Genomic DNA, 14,485 nt, shown 5'->3' with positions numbered 1-14,485 from the left:
CCGACATTCCGGGAAGTGGGCGCGCGGTTCGCGTGCGGAGGCCCGGGGCGGCGGCCCGCCGGCCGGCGAGGACGGGGCGGGGTGGTCGGGTCCGCCGCCTGCCGGAGCCGGGAGCGCGCCCCGGCGGCGGGGACGCGGACGGCCCCGGGCGCTGGGCCCGGGGCCGTGCCGTCGCGTACCCGTCGAAGGGGTCTAGCGGGTCTGTTCGAGCCAGGAGGCGTAGAGCTTCGCGTAGACCGAGTCGGTCTGGGCGACGAGGTCGGCGTGCGGCCCGCGCTGCACGACCCGGCCGGCGTCGAACACGATCACCTCGTCGGCCGCCTGGGCGGTGGAGAGGCGGTGCGCGATGGCGACCGTGGTCCGGCCCCGGGTCACCGCGTCCAGGGTGCGGGCCAGGCGGACCTCCGTGGCCGGGTCGACGGCGCTGGTCGCCTCGTCGAGGACCAGCAGGTCCGGGTCCGCCACGTAGGCGCGGGCCAGGGCCACGAGCTGGCGTTCGCCGACGCTGAGCGCCTCGCCGCGCTCCCCGACCGGGGTGTCGAGGCCCTGGGGCAGGCCCACGACCCAGTCGGCGAGCCCGAGCCCCTCGAACGCGGCGAGCAGCTCCGCGTCGGTCAGGTCCGGGCGGGCGAAGCGGACGTTCTCGGCGACCGTCGCGTCGAACAGGAACCCGTCCTGCGGCACCATCACGACCCGGCTGCGCAGCGAGGCGAAGCTGACCTCGTCCAGCGGCTCGCCGCCGAGCGAGACGGTGCCCGAGGTCGGGTCCATCAGGCGGGTGAGCAGCTTCGCGAAGGTCGTCTTCCCGGAGCCGGTCTCGCCGACCACCGCGATCTTCATCTGGGCCGGGATCACCACGTCCACGTCGGCCAGCACCTTCGGGCCGCCCGGGTAGTTGAACTGCACGTTGTCGAACATGACCCCCAGCGGGCCCTCGGGCAGCACCCGGCCCGGGACCGGGTCGGCCACGTCGGGGGCCACGTCGAGCACGTCGAGGACCCGCCGCCAGCCGGCGATCGCGTTCTGCGCGTCGTTGAGGATCTCCGTGGCCATCTGCACCGGCTGCACGAACAGCGCGACCAGGAACATGAAGGCCGTCAGTTCGCCGACGCTCAGGTCGCCGCCGAGGCCCAGCCACACGCCGAGCAGGACCACCCCGGCGTTGACCAGGCCGGCGGCCAGTTCGCCCAGGGAGAAGATGCCGACCGAGGTCCGCAGGCCGCGGTACTGGGCGACCCGGTACTCCTCCACCGCCGTGTCCAGCCGGTCCGCGGTGCGCTCGTGCACGCCGTACGCGCGGATGACGCTCGCGCCCACCACGCTCTCGGCCACGACGCCCAGCAGGGTGCCGACCTTGACCCGGGCCACGCCGTACGCCTTCGCCAGGCGCTTCTGGAAGTGCCGGATCACGAAGGCCAGCGGGCCGAACGCGGCCCAGACGACCAGGGTGAGCTGCCACGAGTACGCGGCCATGATCACGGTCGCGACGAGCAGCTGGCCGAAGCTGATGATCAGGAGCATCCCGCCGAACTGGAGGAACTGGCTGATCGTGTCGATGTCGCTGGTCACCCGGGACACGAGCGAGCCGCGCCGCTCCGTCTGCTGGTGCAGGGTGGACAGGTCGTGGATGTGCCGGAAGGTCCGGACCCGCAGGCCCGCCAGCGCGCGCTCGCTGACCGTGAACAGCCGGACGTTCATGAAGTAACCGCAGGTCACGGTCACGGTCAGCATCGCGATCGTCAGGGTCACGATCGTCGCGATGGCCTGCATGTCCGGCACCCCGGACGCGGTGCGCAGGCCTTTGTCGATGCCCTGCTGCACGGCCACCGGGACCGCGATCTTGCCGGCCGTGGCGACGACGGCCAGGCACAGCGTGCCGACCAGCCCGGTCCGCAGCTCCGGCGACAGGGACAGGCCCCGGCGCATGGTGCCGTAGGTCGACTCCTCGACCTCCTCGACGGTCGCCGTGGTCACGCGTCCTCCAGCTCTTTCTCCGCGATGTCGTCCGGGTCGGTCAGGTCCTCGGCGAGCGCCTCGACCCGGCGCGCCTCCTGCTGTTCGTACGCCGTCACCAGGTCGATGTAGCCGGGCACCTTCGCGAGGAGCTCCTCATGGGTACCCGTCGCGACCACCCGGCCCTGTTCGAGGTAGACGACCTGGTCGGCGAGCGCGATGGTGGCCCGCCGGTACGCCACGACCAGCACCGACGCCGAGGAGCCGCGCACCCCGGCGAGGACCGCCGCCTCGACCCGGGGGTCGACCGCGCTGGTCGCGTCGTCGAGGACCAGCAGCCGGGGGCCGCCGGCCAGGGCCCGGGACAGGGTGAGCCGCTGGCGCTGACCGCCGGACAGGCTGGTGCCGCGCTCGCCCACCCGGGTGTCCAGGCCCTCGTCGAGCTTGCCGACGAAGCCGGACGCCTGGGCCAGGTCGAGCGCGGCCCACACGGCGTCGTCGTCCACGCCCTCGCGGCCGAGCGTGATGTTGCCCCGGATCGAGTCGTCGAACACGAACGGCAGCTGCGGCACCAGGCCCACGGTCGAGGCCAGCGCCGCGCCGCTCAGGCTGCGGGCGTCCGCGCCGTCGATGCTGACCCGGCCGGAACCGGGGTCGACCAGGCGGGCGGCCAGGGAGGCGATCGTGGACTTGCCGGCGCCGGTCGGGCCGACGAGGGCCACGGTCTTGCCGGCGGGGACGGTGAACGACACGTCCGTCAGGACCTGGGTGTCGTCGTAGGAGTAGTCGACGTTGGCGAAGTCGAGGACCGCCGGGCCGGAGCCGGGGGTGGTCGTCGCCCCGTACGTCATGTCGCCCTTCGCGGTGATCACGTGCTGCAACCGGTCCCAGCCGGCGACGCTGCGCGGCAGCTCGCCGAGCACCCAGCCGATCGCGCGGACCGGGAACGCCAGGATCGTGAACAGGAACGCCACGGCCACCACGTCGGCGACCGTGACCGCGCCGGCCGACAGCCGCCACGCGCCGACGACCAGCACGGCGAGCGTGCCGAGCTGGGGCAGCGCGTCCATCGCGGGGTCGAACGCGCCCCGGATCCGGCCGACCTTCACCATCGCGTCGCGCAGCTCGTTGGCCCGCTGCTCGAACCGGACGGTCTCGGCCTCCTCGCGGCCCATGGTCTTGACGACCAGCGCGCCGTCGAAGCTCTCGTGCGCGATCTCGCTGACCTCGGAGCGCAGCTGCTGGGCCCGGGTGATGTTCGGGGACATCTTCCGCGAGTAGATGACGTTGAGGGTGAACACTGCGGGGAAGACGACGAGGCTGACCAGGGCCAGGACCCAGTCCACGGCGAACAGGGACGCGACCGCGCCGACCAGCATGACCAGGGTGCCGACGGCCATCGGGAACGGCGCGATCGGGGACCAGGCCGCGTCCACGTCGGCGTTCGCGTTGGACAGCAGGGTGCCGGTGGGGTGCTTGGAGTGCCACGCGAGGGGGAGCTGGAGGTAACGGCTGGTGACCCGGCGCCGGTAGGTCGCCTGGAGGTGGAACTGCATCGCGCCCGCCCCGAGCCGGCGGCCCAGGATGCCGAGCACCTTGACCAGGGACACCGCGAAGATCGCGCCCGCGCCCAGGGCGAGCGAGCCGCCGGCCACGTGTCCGGAGTCGAACGCGGGGACGACGATGTCGCCGATCACCCGGCCGACCACGTACGCGCTGGCCACCGTCGTCAGTCCGAACACACAACTACCGGCCACCGCGATCGCGAACCGACCTGGTTCGTCACGGATGGCCTGGCCCAGCACCCGCATCCCGCGGCCCAGAACACCATTGTCCATGTCAGCTCAACTTCCGTTCTTGGTCCTTACAAGTTCTAGCTGTTCAACGTGACGAACGCATCTCGAATGCGATCTAGATCACTGTCCGTTACGCGGTTACGCTTCCGGAATGACCTCCTACGCGCTCCGTGAAAGGCACCTGCTCGCCGACCTGCTCCTGGAGGTCGGCCCGGACGCCCCCACGCTGTGTGGCGACTGGGTGACCGCCGACCTGGCCGCCCACCTGGTGCTGCGGGAGCGCCGGCCCGACGCGGGCCTCGGCGTGTGGATCCCCGCGTTCGCCGGCTGGACCGACAAGGTGGCCGCGTCGCTGCGGGACCGGAAGACGTATCCCGAGCTCGTGGAGCTGGTCCGGGACCGGCCGTGGTGGATCGCGCCGCTCGACGAGACGGTCAACCTGATCGAGTACTTCGTGCACCACGAGGACGTCCGGCGCGCCCCGGAGAGGTTCGAGCCGCGCGATCTCACCGAGGGCTTCGAGCACGCCGTCTGGGGTCGGCTGCGCGCCCTTCGCCTCCTCCTGGGCGCCGAGTCGGTGCGGCTCGTGGCGCCCGGTGTCGGCGAGCGGACAGCGGGGACCTCACCCACGGTGACGGTGACCGGGCCGCCGAGCGAGCTGGCGCTGTTCTGCTTCGGGCGGCAGCGGGTCGCGCGGGTGGACTACGACGGGCCCGAGGAGTCGGTACGGGCGCTGCGGGTGGCGAAGCTCGGGCTGTAGGCGGACCCGCTCCTGCCGGGCCGGCGACCTCGATCCGCGCCGACACCGGGACCTGGCACCCGGTCAGGCTGGGCCGGAGCCCGCCGACGGGGTACCCTCGCGCAATATTGAAGGAACCTTGCAATAAGGAGTCGGCATGCTGGTCCCGCAGCCCACGTCGTACGAGCCCCACCCCGGGCGGTTCCCGCTCACGGCCGCCACGGGTGTGCACGCCCCCGACGCGCCGGAGGTCGCCGACCTGCTCCGCGCGCTGCTCGCCCCGGCGACCGGCCTCGCGCTGCCCTCCACGGAACCGGGCCCCGGGGTGATCTCCCTGCTGCTCGCCGACGGGGACCTCGGCCCGGAGGGCTACACCCTGGAGGTCACGGAGGACCGCGTCGTGGCCAAGGCCGGCACCGCCGCCGGGCTCCGCTGGGCCGTCCAGACCCTGCGCCAGCTCCTGCCGCCGTCGGTGTACTCGCCGACCCCGGTCGCGGCGGACTGGTCCGTGCCGTGCGCCCGGATCACCGACCGCCCCGCGCACGCCTGGCGCGGCGGGATGCTCGACGTGGGCCGCTGGCACCACCCGGTGTCCTTCCTGTACCAGTTCGCCGACCTGCTCGCCGCGCACAAGCTCAACCGGTTCCACCTGCACCTCACCGAGGACCAGGGCTGGCGGTTCGACGTGGAGCGCTACCCCCGGCTGACCTCCGTCGGGGCGTACCGCAGCTCCTCCCCCATCGGGCACACCCTCGACAACCTGTCCGACCACACCCCGCACGGCGGGTACTACACCCAGGACGAGCTGCGCGGCCTCGTGGCGTACGCGGCGAAGCTCGGGGTGACCGTGGTGCCCGAGATCGACCTGCCGGGGCACACCCAGGCGGCCATCGCGGCGTACCCGGAGCTGGGCAACCGGCCCGACGTCCAGCACGAGGTGATGAACCGGTTCGGGGTCAGCGAACACGTCCTCAACGTCGAGAAGTCCACCGTCGACTTCATGTGCGGGGTACTCGACGAGCTGGTCGACGTGTTCCCCTCCGAGTACATCCACCTCGGTGGGGACGAGGTGCCGCCCCGGGAGTGGTCGGAGAACCCGGGCGCGCGGGCGCTGATGGCGGAGCTGGGGATCAGTACCCCCGAAGGCTTGTTGGGGTGGTGGATCCGGCAGCTCGCGGAGCACCTGGCCACCCGCGGCCGCAAGGTCGTCGTGTGGGACGAGCTGGTCGGGGCGGGCGCGCCGGCCGACGCGGTCGTGATGGCCTGGCGCGGGCCGGAGCGGGTCGACGAGGCGCTCGCGGCCGGGCACCCGGTGATCGCGACCCCGCAGAGCCACCTCTACCTGGACCACGCCGAGTCCCTGGCCCCCGGCGAGCCGCTGTCGATCACGGGCCCGCTGCCCCTGGACAAGGTGTACGGCTACCGGCCCGGGGACGGGGTGCTCGGCGTGCAGGGGAACCTGTGGACGGAGTACCTGCCGAACGCGGCGCGGGCGGAGTACAACCTGTTGCCGCGGTTGGCGGCGGTGGCCGAGGTGGCGTGGGGCACGGCGGGGGACGTCGCCGGGTTCCGGGAGCGGCTGGCGACGCAGGTGCTGCGGTACGAGGCGGAGGGTGTGAACTACCGGGCGTTGGACTAGGCCACGTCGCGGGCCCGGCTGGTCGCCCGGGCCCGTCGCGGAATCTTCACAGCTCACCCGCCCCGTCCGCACCCCTGGCTCGTAGCCTCACGGCCATGGGGCGGTGGCGGCACGGGATCGGCCAACTGCTGGCGTTCGGCTGGCAGGAGGCGCTGAGCTGCGTGTTCGCCGTCGGGGTGTTCGGCTGCCTGGCGCTGTCCCGGCTGGTGGCGCTGCCGCTCGCGCCCTATGACGCGGTACTCGTCGGGTGCCTGCTGCTGACCGGGGTGCTGTGGGCGACCGGGGTGGAGACGACCCGCGAGGTGGCCGTGATCGGGGTGTTCCACCTGGTCGGGTTCGCCCTGGAGGTCTACAAGGTCCGGATGGGTTCGTGGACCTACCCCGGCCACGGCCACACGAAGCTCTTCGACGTGCCCCTGTACAGCGGCTTCATGTACGCCGCCGTCGGCAGCTACCTCCTGCACGCCTGGCGCCGGTTCGACCTGGAGCTGTCCGGGTACCGCCCGGTGCCGGTGACGGCCCTGGCCGTCGCGGTGTACGGGAACTTCTTCACCCACCACTGGCTGCCCGACCTGCGGTGGCCGCTGGCCCTGGCCCTGGTCTGGGCGTGCCGGCGGTCCTGGGTGTCGTTCCGGGTCCGCCGGGTGCGGTACCGGATGCCGCTGGCCGTGTCGTTCGTGCTGATCGGGTTCTTCCTGTGGCTCGCGGAGAACGCCGCCACCTACCTGGGGGCGTGGCGGTACCCGTACCAGGCGGGCGGGTGGCAACCGGTGCACGCGGCGAAGTTCGGGGCGTGGTCGCTGCTGGTGGTCGTGAGCTTCGTGCTGGTCGCGACCGTGCGCCACCGGCCGGCGGCGGCCGCCTATTCCCGGCTGATCGAGCGGGTGATCGCCGGGAGGACCGCGAACGCGAGCAGCCAGCCGAGCACCGACAGCGAGAACCAGACCCAGAACCCCGACCCGTGCGGCCGGAACTGCACCTGATGCCCGAAGGGTGAGGTCGGCAGCAGCGCGTCCAGGGCGTACAGCCACGGGCGCAGGACCGCCTGGTGGTGTTCGGCGACCGGCTGGGGCGGGTGCGCGGAGAAGTAGGCCGTGCCCACGGCGAACGCGCCGATCAGCCACAGCACGGCGCGGCCGGGCGCGTAGCCGTACCCGATCAGGAGGTCCTGTAGGCCCCGCCAGAGCTGGATGGGGAAGCGGCGCGGGTGGCGCCAGTCGCGTTTCCACAGCTCACGGTATTTGCGGAGCAGGGTCAGCCGGGCCCAGCGCGGGTGGCCGAGCCGGCGGTAGACGGCGGCGAGCTGCTCGTAGGGCTGGGCCGCGTACACCCCCTCGGCGTCGCGGAGCCAGCGGCCGCGCAACCGGGGATGCAGGTCCGCCGGGGACAGCCGGTCGTAGGTGAGGCCGTCGAGGCGGAGCGGGACGTCGGCGCCGGCCTTGCGGCACTCCAGGTCGCCGATCCGCGCGCCGATCAGGTCCACGCAGCCGCCCACCGCGGCGTGCGGGCGCAGGCGCAGGGTGCGGGCCTCCAGCCGGACGCAGTCGAGCAGGACGGGTACGTCCCGCCACTGGCGGTACTCGCCGCGCGACAGCGCCGCGTCCGCGAAGTCGACCGTGCCCACGACCCGCGCGCCGTCGAGCCGGATCGTGCCCTCGGCGGTGAACCGTTCCAGGCCCAGTTCCACGCCGCCCTCCGGGTTGGCCCGCTCGGCGAGGCGCGCCGTGCACAGCAGGTCCCCGGCGATGGTCAGGTACTGCCCGCTGAACGCCACCGCGTCCGGGTTGCGCAGCACCGCCCCCGACAGGTCCAGGGTCTTGCCGATCACCGCGCCGGACAGGAACACCTCCCCGTCCACGGTGAACGGGTGCCGGGCCCGCAGGTCGCCGCCGACGGTCAGGTTCGCCGCGTCCAGGGCGGTGCCGTCGGCGGTGATGACCACGGCGTCGAGGATCAGGGTGCCGGTGACGGTCGCGCCGGCCAGGGACGCGCCGTTCGTGACGGTCAGGCCGGCGCCGAGCCAGGGGCCGCAGTACAGGTCGCGGCCGACCGTGAGGTTGTCCGCCGCGAGGGCCGGGCCGTCGGCGCTGGTCAGGGAGCCGCCGCTCAGGTTCAGGCCGCCGCGGATCCTCGCGCCGCCCAGCCGCAGCGTGCCGACGCAGGTCAGGGGCAGGAACCCACCCGCCACCCAGCCGCCGGTGAGGAACAGGTCGCCGTCCACGCCCAGGTTGTCCAGCAGCGCGGCCGGGCCGAACGCCGCCTCGAAGTGCGCCCCGATCAGCTCCGCGTTGTGCCGGATCGTGGCGCTGTGCAGCCGGAACGCGCCCTCGCCGGAGCTGGGCGACCCCGGCTCCGGCCCGCCCGGATCGACCGGGTTCTCCAGCACGCACACCAGGCCGTGGGCGAACAGGCTCTGCTCGACGGTGAGCCGGTCGCCGCCGAACGCCGCCAGCCGGGACGCGTTGCGCAGCTCCGCGCCGCTGAGGATCAGGTTGCCCTGGATCAGCCCGCCGTACATCTTCACCGGGCCGGTGACCCGCAGTTTCGCGCCCGCCCAGCCGGTGGCGTCCACGTTGCGGGCGACCGTGATGTTGGTGGCGTCGAGGGCGATGCCGTCCGGGTCGTCGAGGACCGCGCCGCTGAGCAGCAGGTTCCCGCCGATCCGGGCCCCGGACAGGCTGACCGCGCCCCGGGCCTCGAACGGCTCGTCGGGCCCGCCGGCCAGGATCACGTCCGCGTCGGCGCGCAGGCCGTCGGCCCGGAGCGCGAACCCGGTGGACTCGCGGACCACGCCCTCGGGGACCTCCGGGGCCGGGACGACCCGGTCGGCGGCGAGCAGTTCCGCGTACGCCAGGTCGACGGCACCGCTGACCGTCGCCCCGGACAGCACGAACTCGCCGTGCGAGCGGAACCGCAGCTCCCCCACCGGCAGGGCCGACAGGGCGCCGGTGACCACGGCCCGCTCGGCGTCCAGGGTCCGGCCGCCCGGACTGGTCAGCAGCGCGCCCGCCAGGGTCAGGGAGCCGCCGACCCGGGCGTCGGCGAGGGCCAGCAGGCCGACCGTCTCGAAGGGGATGGGCACCGTCCCGTCCAGTCCACTCTGGAAGGACAGGTTGCCGCCGATCGTGGTGTTCGTGGCGTCGAGGGCGACGTGGGACTCCCAGAGCGGGCAGCCCTCCAGGTACGCGCCGTCGAACACCACGTCGCCGCTGACCGTGGCCCGGCTCAGGTCGATCCGGCCGCGCGAGTGCAGGGTGGCCCGCAGGCCGTCGTCGCGGTGGATCAGCGCCCCGCCCCAGTGGCAGATCACCGCGTTGCCGACCGTGAGGTTGGAGCCGTCGAGGGTCACGCCGCCGGGGTTGTCGAGGATCGCGCCGTTCAGGTGCAGCGCGCCGTTGACCTGCGCGCCGTACATCAGGATCGCGCCGGCGGAGCGGAAGTACTCCACCTCGTCCTCGTCGGGGACGTGCGCCCGGAGGAAGACGTGCCCCTCCACGACCATCCGCTCGGCGAACAGGGACACGCCGCCCGGGTTGAGGAGCCGCGCGCCGTCGAGGGCGATGGAGCCGCCGACCCGCGCGCCGGGCAGCTGGAGCTGGCCGCGCACCTCCAGCGGCAGCCCGTCGAGCACCACCCCGGACAGCGACTGGCCGATGGTGATCTCGCCCGCGTCGAGGGCCACCGCTCCCGGTTCGGGGGCCTCCAGGAGCGCGCCGTCGACGGTGAGCGCGCTGAGCCGGGCGTTGCGCAGGAACAGGGTGCCCCGGATCCGGGGCCGCAGGTCGGGGCCGAACGGCCGGCAGATCAGCGCGCCCTCGACGCTGAGGCGTTCGGCGTTCACGGCCAGCCCGTCGGTGCCGGAGCGCAGGTCGGCGGCGTCCAGGTAGACCGAGCCGCCGACCCGGGCGTCCGCTAGCCGCAGGCCGCCGTCGGCCCGGAACGGCACCAGGACGTCGTGCCCGGGGCAGGGCTCCTCGGCACAGCGGCGGTCCGCGACGCCGGCCGCGGCGAAACGTTCGGGCGACCAGACGGCGCAGCTGATCGTGTACCGGGCCGGGCCGCACCCCAGTGTGCTGCCCACGCCCAGATGCGTGGCGTCGAGAACCACACCTTCCGGGTACGACAGCTCCGCGCCCTCCAGCAGCACCGCCCCCGACACGGTGGCCGCGAACAGGGTCGCCTGGCCGCGCAGGGTGAACCAGGCCGCGTCGGTACCGGCCAGGTCGATGAAGCCGCCGCACGCCAGGTTCTGCCCGACGGTGAGGTTCTCCGCGTACAGGGCCAGGGAGGTCGGTGGGTCGGCGGTCAGTTCGGCCCCGCGCAGGTACACGCTGCACCGGACCACCGCGCCCTGGAGGTTGAGCTGCCCGGTGGAGCGGAACGGCACGATCCGGCCGTCGACCTCGCGGGCCGAACAGTGCAGGTCGGCCTCGATCGTGGTGCTGTCGATCCGCAGGGTCGTGCCGCCCGGGTTGGTCAGCGTCGCGCCGGCCAGGCTGAGGGTGCCCTTGACCTGCGCGTCGGGCAGGTAGATCTCGGTGGCCACCGCGCCCTCGAACTCCAGCGGCCCGTCCACGACCAGGCCCTGGGCGGTGACCCGGTCGAGCCGGCAGTCGTTGAACCGCAGCGCCCGGGTCCGCGCGTCGGTGAGGACGACGGTCTCGGCGATCCAGCACCGGGTCAGTTCCAGGGGGTGGGTGAACTCCGCGTCGGTCAGGTCGAGCCGCCCCGTGATCAGCGCGCCGGTGATCCGGACGGCCGCCGTGCGGCCCTCGGCGGCCGGGGCCGCGCCCCGGAGCAGGGCGACGATGTCCTCGGCGGCGATCCGTTGGTCGGGGGTCCAGTCGGCCGGGGTGGCGCCGGGGGCGGTCGGGTCGGGGCCGGCCAGGGCGAGGGTGTCACCGCGCTGGAAGTGTTCCCGCAACCTGCTCTCGGCCATGATCGAATTCTGCCGAACCGGGCAAGTCACCACAATGGCCAGTCACATTCCGGACTGTGTCCGGGGTTGCCGGCTGGCCCGGGACCGGCGCGGCCGCTGGATCGGGGGCCGCCGCGAGGGCCGGGGCCAGCGTGGCCGGGGCCGGAGTCGGGGCCGCTGCCAGAGCCGGCGTGGCCGGGGTCGGGGCGGCCGGGCGGGCCGCCCTGGCTCCCCACAGCACCCCGCCCACGACCAGCACCGCCCCCGCCAGGTCCGTCGGGTGCGGCCGTTCGTCCAGGGCGAGGGCGGCGAACCCCAGGCCGAAGAAGGGTACGAGGAGGGCGAAGGAGGACACGGTCGCCGCGGAGTACCGGCGCATCAGCGCGCCCCACACCCCGAACCCGAACAGCGTGGACACGATCGAGCCCCAGAACACCGCCCCCGCCTCGGGCCAGCCGATCGCGCGCAGCGCCGCCAGGTCCCGGGCCGGCCCCTCGAACACCAGGGACAGCGCGAGCAGCGGCAGGGTGGCGACGGCGCTGACCCAGACCATGAACCGCAGCGCGTCGGGCGGCGCGGCCCGGCGGGTGAGCACGTTCGACACCCCCCAGGCGGCGGCAGCGCCGATCAGCAGCGCGAACGCGACGGGCGGCAGGTCGCCGCCGATCCGCAACCCGACGACGGCGATGCCGCAGGCGGCGATCCCGAGGCCGACGAGCTGCCGGCGGCGCGGGCGCTCCCCCAGGGCCAGGAAGCCGATGACCAGGGTGAAGCCGGCGGCGCTCTGCAACAGGACCGAGGACAGGCCGGCGGGCATGCCGGCGCCCAGGCTCCAGTTCAGCAGGGAGTACTTGACGACGCCCAGCACCAGGCCGACCGCGACCACCCAGCGCCACGCGACCCGGGGCCGGCCCAGGAACAGGATCGCCGGGAACGCCGCGCAGCCGAACCGCAGCGCGTTGAACAGCAGCGGCGGGACCGTCTCCAGCCCGACGTGCAGGAAGACGAAGTTGGCGCCCCAGACGGCGGCGACGAGCAGGGCCAGGAGGAGGTCGCGGGGTCTCATGCCCCTGAGCCTGCGCGCCATGACCATGAAGCACCAGTTCATTCTTCTTCAGGATTGATTTAGGGTTACTACATGATTGAGCTCGCCCGGCTGCGCGCCCTGCACGCCGTCTCGCTGTACGGGACGGTGCTCGCCGCCGCCGACGCCCTGCACTGCACCCCGTCCGCCGTGTCCCAGCACCTCGGCAAACTCGAACGGGAGGTCCGCGCGCCCCTCGTCGAGAAGGACGGTCGCCGGCTCCGCCTCACCGAACTGGGCCGGGTGCTCGCCGACCACGCCGGCCGGGTGCTGGCCGCCGTCGAGGAGGCCGAGGCCGCCGTCGCCGCGCACCGCGACACCGTCGAGGGCCGGGTGACCGTCGCGTCGATCGCCACCGCGTGCCGGGGGCTGCTGCCGCACGCGCTGGGGACCCTGGCGGCGGCGTACCCGGATCTGACCGTCGCCGTCCGGGAGGGCAACCCGAACGTCGGCCTCGACCTGGTGCGCCGCGGGCTCGCCGACCTCGCGGTGGCCGACGACTGGCCGGAGGCGGTCCTCGAACTGCCGCCCGGCATGTCGCACCTCGAACTCGGCTTCGACGTCGCGGACCTGCTCGCCCCGGCCGGGCGGTTCACCGGGCCGGTGGCGCTGGCGGACCTGATCGGCGAGCGGTGGATCTCGGCGACCCCCGGGGCGATCTGCCACACGTGGTTGCTGCGGGTGCTGCCCGGGGTGCGGCCGGACTTTCTGATCGACGAGTTCGCGACGCAGTTCACGCTGATCGAACGGGGGTTCGGGGTGGCGTTGGTGCCGCGGTTGGCGCGGACGGGGGTCCCGGCGGGGGTCGACATCCTGGAGGTGACGCCCACGCCCACGCGGCGGATGGTGGTGGTGTGGCGGACGGCGGCGGGGAACCGGCCGGCGATCCGGGCGACTCTCGGGGCGTTGCGGGAGGCTTGGGCGGCTCGGGGGTGAGGGTGGCTCGGGGCGGGCGGCAGCCCGGCCCGGGCGGGGGCTCAGCGCCGGCACGGCGCGCGCGACCCGGGGACGGGGACGGGCCCGGGCAGCCAGGGCTGTGCGGCGGTCCGGGGCGGTGGCCCGGGCGGTGGGCGGGGGCTTCGGAGCCCGGGACCCGGCCCGGGGACAGGGGCGAACCGCCGCGTGCCGGGGGCGGCCCACCGTAACCGTCCGATCCTGTTTTCGGGGTTGACCCGGGACCGTCCCAGCGGGTGGACCCGCCTAGGGTGGGGGCATGAGCGTCGCGATCCGTGTCATCCCCTGCCTCGACGTGGACAACGGCCGGGTGGTCAAGGGGGTGCGGTTCGCCGACCTGCGCGACGCCGGCGACCCCGTCGAGCTGGGCGCCACCTACGACGCGGCCGGCGCCGACGAGCTGACGTTCCTGGACGTGTCCGCGTCCGTGGCCGGGCGCGGCACCATGCTCGACGTGGTGCGCCGGACCGCCGAGACGGTGTTCATCCCGCTCACGGTGGGCGGCGGGGTGCGCAGCGTCGACGACGTGAACGCGCTGCTGCGGGCCGGGGCCGACAAGGTCGGGGTGAACACGGCCGCGATCAGCCGGCCCGAACTGATCCGGGAGATCGCCGAACGGTTCGGCAGCCAGGTGCTCACGCTGTCGCTGGACGTGCGCCGGTCGGGGGACGGTTTCGAGGTCACCACGCACGGCGGCCGGCGCGGCACGGGGCTGGACGCCATCGCCTGGGCCGCCCGGGTCGCCGAGCTGGGGGCCGGGGAGCTGCTGCTCAACTCGATCGACGCGGACGGCACGAAGGCCGGGTTCGACCTGGAACTGATCCGCACCGTCCGCGCGGAGGTCGACATCCCGCTGATCGCGAGCGGGGGCGCGGGGGCGGTCGGGGACTTTCCGGCCGCGGTGGCGGCCGGGGCGGACGCGGTGCTGGCGGCCAGCGTGTTCCACTTCGGCCAGCTGAGCGTCGCACAGGTCAAAGAAGCCCTTCGAGCGGCGAGTCTGCCAGTGCGTTGAGGTCCTCGTCGGGCAGGTACGCCTCGACCTCGACCTGGACCAGCTGTTCCGGGTGCAGCAGCCGGGTGACGACCACGGTCGCGGCGGGCTTGACCACGCCGAACAGCTCGCCGTGCGCCCGGCCGACCGCGTCGGCGTGCATCGGGTCGGTGATGTACATCCGGGTCCGCACCACGTCGCCCACCGAGGCTCCGGCGTCCACGATCGCGTCGAGCGCGATCCGGAACGCCTCCTTGGTCTGGCCGCCCGGGTCGCCCACGCACCGCACGTCGCCCTGCACGGTGGCCGTGCATCCCGCCGTGACGATCCAGGGGCCGGCCTTCACGGCCCGGGCGTAGCCGTACAGGCTCTCCCACGGGCCGCCGGTCGTATATCGCTCCACAGACATGT

At 73.8% G+C, this 14,485-nt stretch carries 9 protein-coding genes; 5 read left to right on the top strand and 4 right to left on the bottom strand.

All coding sequences use genetic code 11. The annotated features are described in order from the left end of the window. Nucleotides 1-192: 192 nt before the first annotated feature. Together PT931_RS03415 and PT931_RS03410 are read right to left on the bottom strand one after the other, a co-directional pair. Nucleotides 193-1,926 carry an ABC transporter ATP-binding protein gene (locus PT931_RS03415; RefSeq protein ID WP_456244276.1) on the bottom strand — a complete coding sequence of 578 codons (1,734 nt, stop codon included), beginning with the start codon at nt 1,924-1,926 and terminating at the stop codon, nt 193-195. 44 nt (nt 1,927-1,970) lie between these two features. Further along, nucleotides 1,971-3,791 (bottom strand): ABC transporter ATP-binding protein, encoded by a 1,821-nt coding sequence (locus PT931_RS03410; RefSeq protein ID WP_456244223.1) that lies wholly within the window; start codon nt 3,789-3,791, stop codon nt 1,971-1,973. A gap of 109 nt (nt 3,792-3,900) precedes the next feature. On the opposite strand from PT931_RS03410, the gene PT931_RS03405 reads away from it, so the two are divergent. The 3 genes from PT931_RS03405 to PT931_RS03395 all read left to right on the top strand — a co-directional run bounded on the left by PT931_RS03405 (nt 3,901) and on the right by PT931_RS03395 (nt 7,110). Next, a complete protein-coding gene (locus PT931_RS03405; RefSeq protein WP_456244222.1) occupies nt 3,901-4,509 on the top strand; it encodes a TIGR03085 family metal-binding protein in 609 nt (202 codons plus the stop codon). Nucleotides 4,510-4,645: 136 nt separating this feature from the next. Further along, complete coding sequence (locus tag PT931_RS03400) at nt 4,646-6,127, top strand: beta-N-acetylhexosaminidase (RefSeq protein WP_456244221.1); 1,482 nt, start codon at nt 4,646-4,648, stop codon at nt 6,125-6,127. 95 nt (nt 6,128-6,222) lie between these two features. Continuing rightward, entirely contained in the window at nt 6,223-7,110 is an 888-nt protein-coding gene (locus tag PT931_RS03395) for a DUF817 domain-containing protein (RefSeq protein ID WP_456244220.1), read from the top strand. 3,915 nt (nt 7,111-11,025) lie between these two features. Here the strand turns inward: PT931_RS03395 and PT931_RS03390 are convergent. Beyond that, a complete protein-coding gene (locus PT931_RS03390) occupies nt 11,026-12,111 on the bottom strand; it encodes an EamA family transporter (RefSeq protein WP_456244219.1) in 1,086 nt (361 codons plus the stop codon). A 72-nt stretch (nt 12,112-12,183) separates the two neighbouring features. Here PT931_RS03390 and PT931_RS03385 point away from each other — a divergent pair, with 72 nt between their 5' ends. After that, nucleotides 12,184-13,065, top strand: coding sequence for a LysR family transcriptional regulator (locus tag PT931_RS03385; protein ID WP_456244218.1), 882 nt, complete (start codon nt 12,184-12,186; stop codon nt 13,063-13,065). A 277-nt stretch (nt 13,066-13,342) separates the two neighbouring features. Beyond that, the gene (gene hisF, locus PT931_RS03380) at nt 13,343-14,095 is read left to right on the top strand and encodes an imidazole glycerol phosphate synthase subunit HisF (protein WP_363728487.1); all 753 of its coding nucleotides are present in this window, start codon (nt 13,343-13,345) and stop codon (nt 14,093-14,095) included. On the opposite strand, the gene PT931_RS03375 is transcribed toward hisF, so the two are convergent. Further along, nucleotides 14,055-14,483, bottom strand: coding sequence for a RidA family protein (locus PT931_RS03375; protein ID WP_363728486.1), 429 nt, complete (start codon nt 14,481-14,483; stop codon nt 14,055-14,057). The two genes, hisF and PT931_RS03375, sit on opposite strands and share 41 nt — an antisense overlap. Between the last annotated feature and the right edge of the window lie 2 nt (nt 14,484-14,485).

The organism is Longispora urticae, assembly GCF_053902585.1.
This window is presented reverse-complemented; position numbering and strand designations above follow the sequence as displayed.

What these genes read in the sequence shown, in the direction of transcription:
- PT931_RS03415 (WP_456244276.1), bottom strand. Translation starts at nt 1,926, where the DNA reads ATGCGCCGGGGCCTGTCCCTGTCGCCGGAGCTGCGGACCGGGCTGGTC.
- PT931_RS03410 (WP_456244223.1), bottom strand. Translation starts at nt 3,791, where the DNA reads ATGGACAATGGTGTTCTGGGCCGCGGGATGCGGGTGCTGGGCCAGGCC.
- PT931_RS03405 (WP_456244222.1), top strand. Translation starts at nt 3,901, where the DNA reads ATGACCTCCTACGCGCTCCGTGAAAGGCACCTGCTCGCCGACCTGCTC.
- PT931_RS03400 (WP_456244221.1), top strand. Translation starts at nt 4,646, where the DNA reads ATGCTGGTCCCGCAGCCCACGTCGTACGAGCCCCACCCCGGGCGGTTC.
- PT931_RS03395 (WP_456244220.1), top strand. Translation starts at nt 6,223, where the DNA reads ATGGGGCGGTGGCGGCACGGGATCGGCCAACTGCTGGCGTTCGGCTGG.
- PT931_RS03390 (WP_456244219.1), bottom strand. Translation starts at nt 12,111, where the DNA reads ATGAGACCCCGCGACCTCCTCCTGGCCCTGCTCGTCGCCGCCGTCTGG.
- PT931_RS03385 (WP_456244218.1), top strand. Translation starts at nt 12,184, where the DNA reads ATGATTGAGCTCGCCCGGCTGCGCGCCCTGCACGCCGTCTCGCTGTAC.
- hisF (WP_363728487.1), top strand. Translation starts at nt 13,343, where the DNA reads ATGAGCGTCGCGATCCGTGTCATCCCCTGCCTCGACGTGGACAACGGC.
- PT931_RS03375 (WP_363728486.1), bottom strand. Translation starts at nt 14,483, where the DNA reads ATGTCTGTGGAGCGATATACGACCGGCGGCCCGTGGGAGAGCCTGTAC.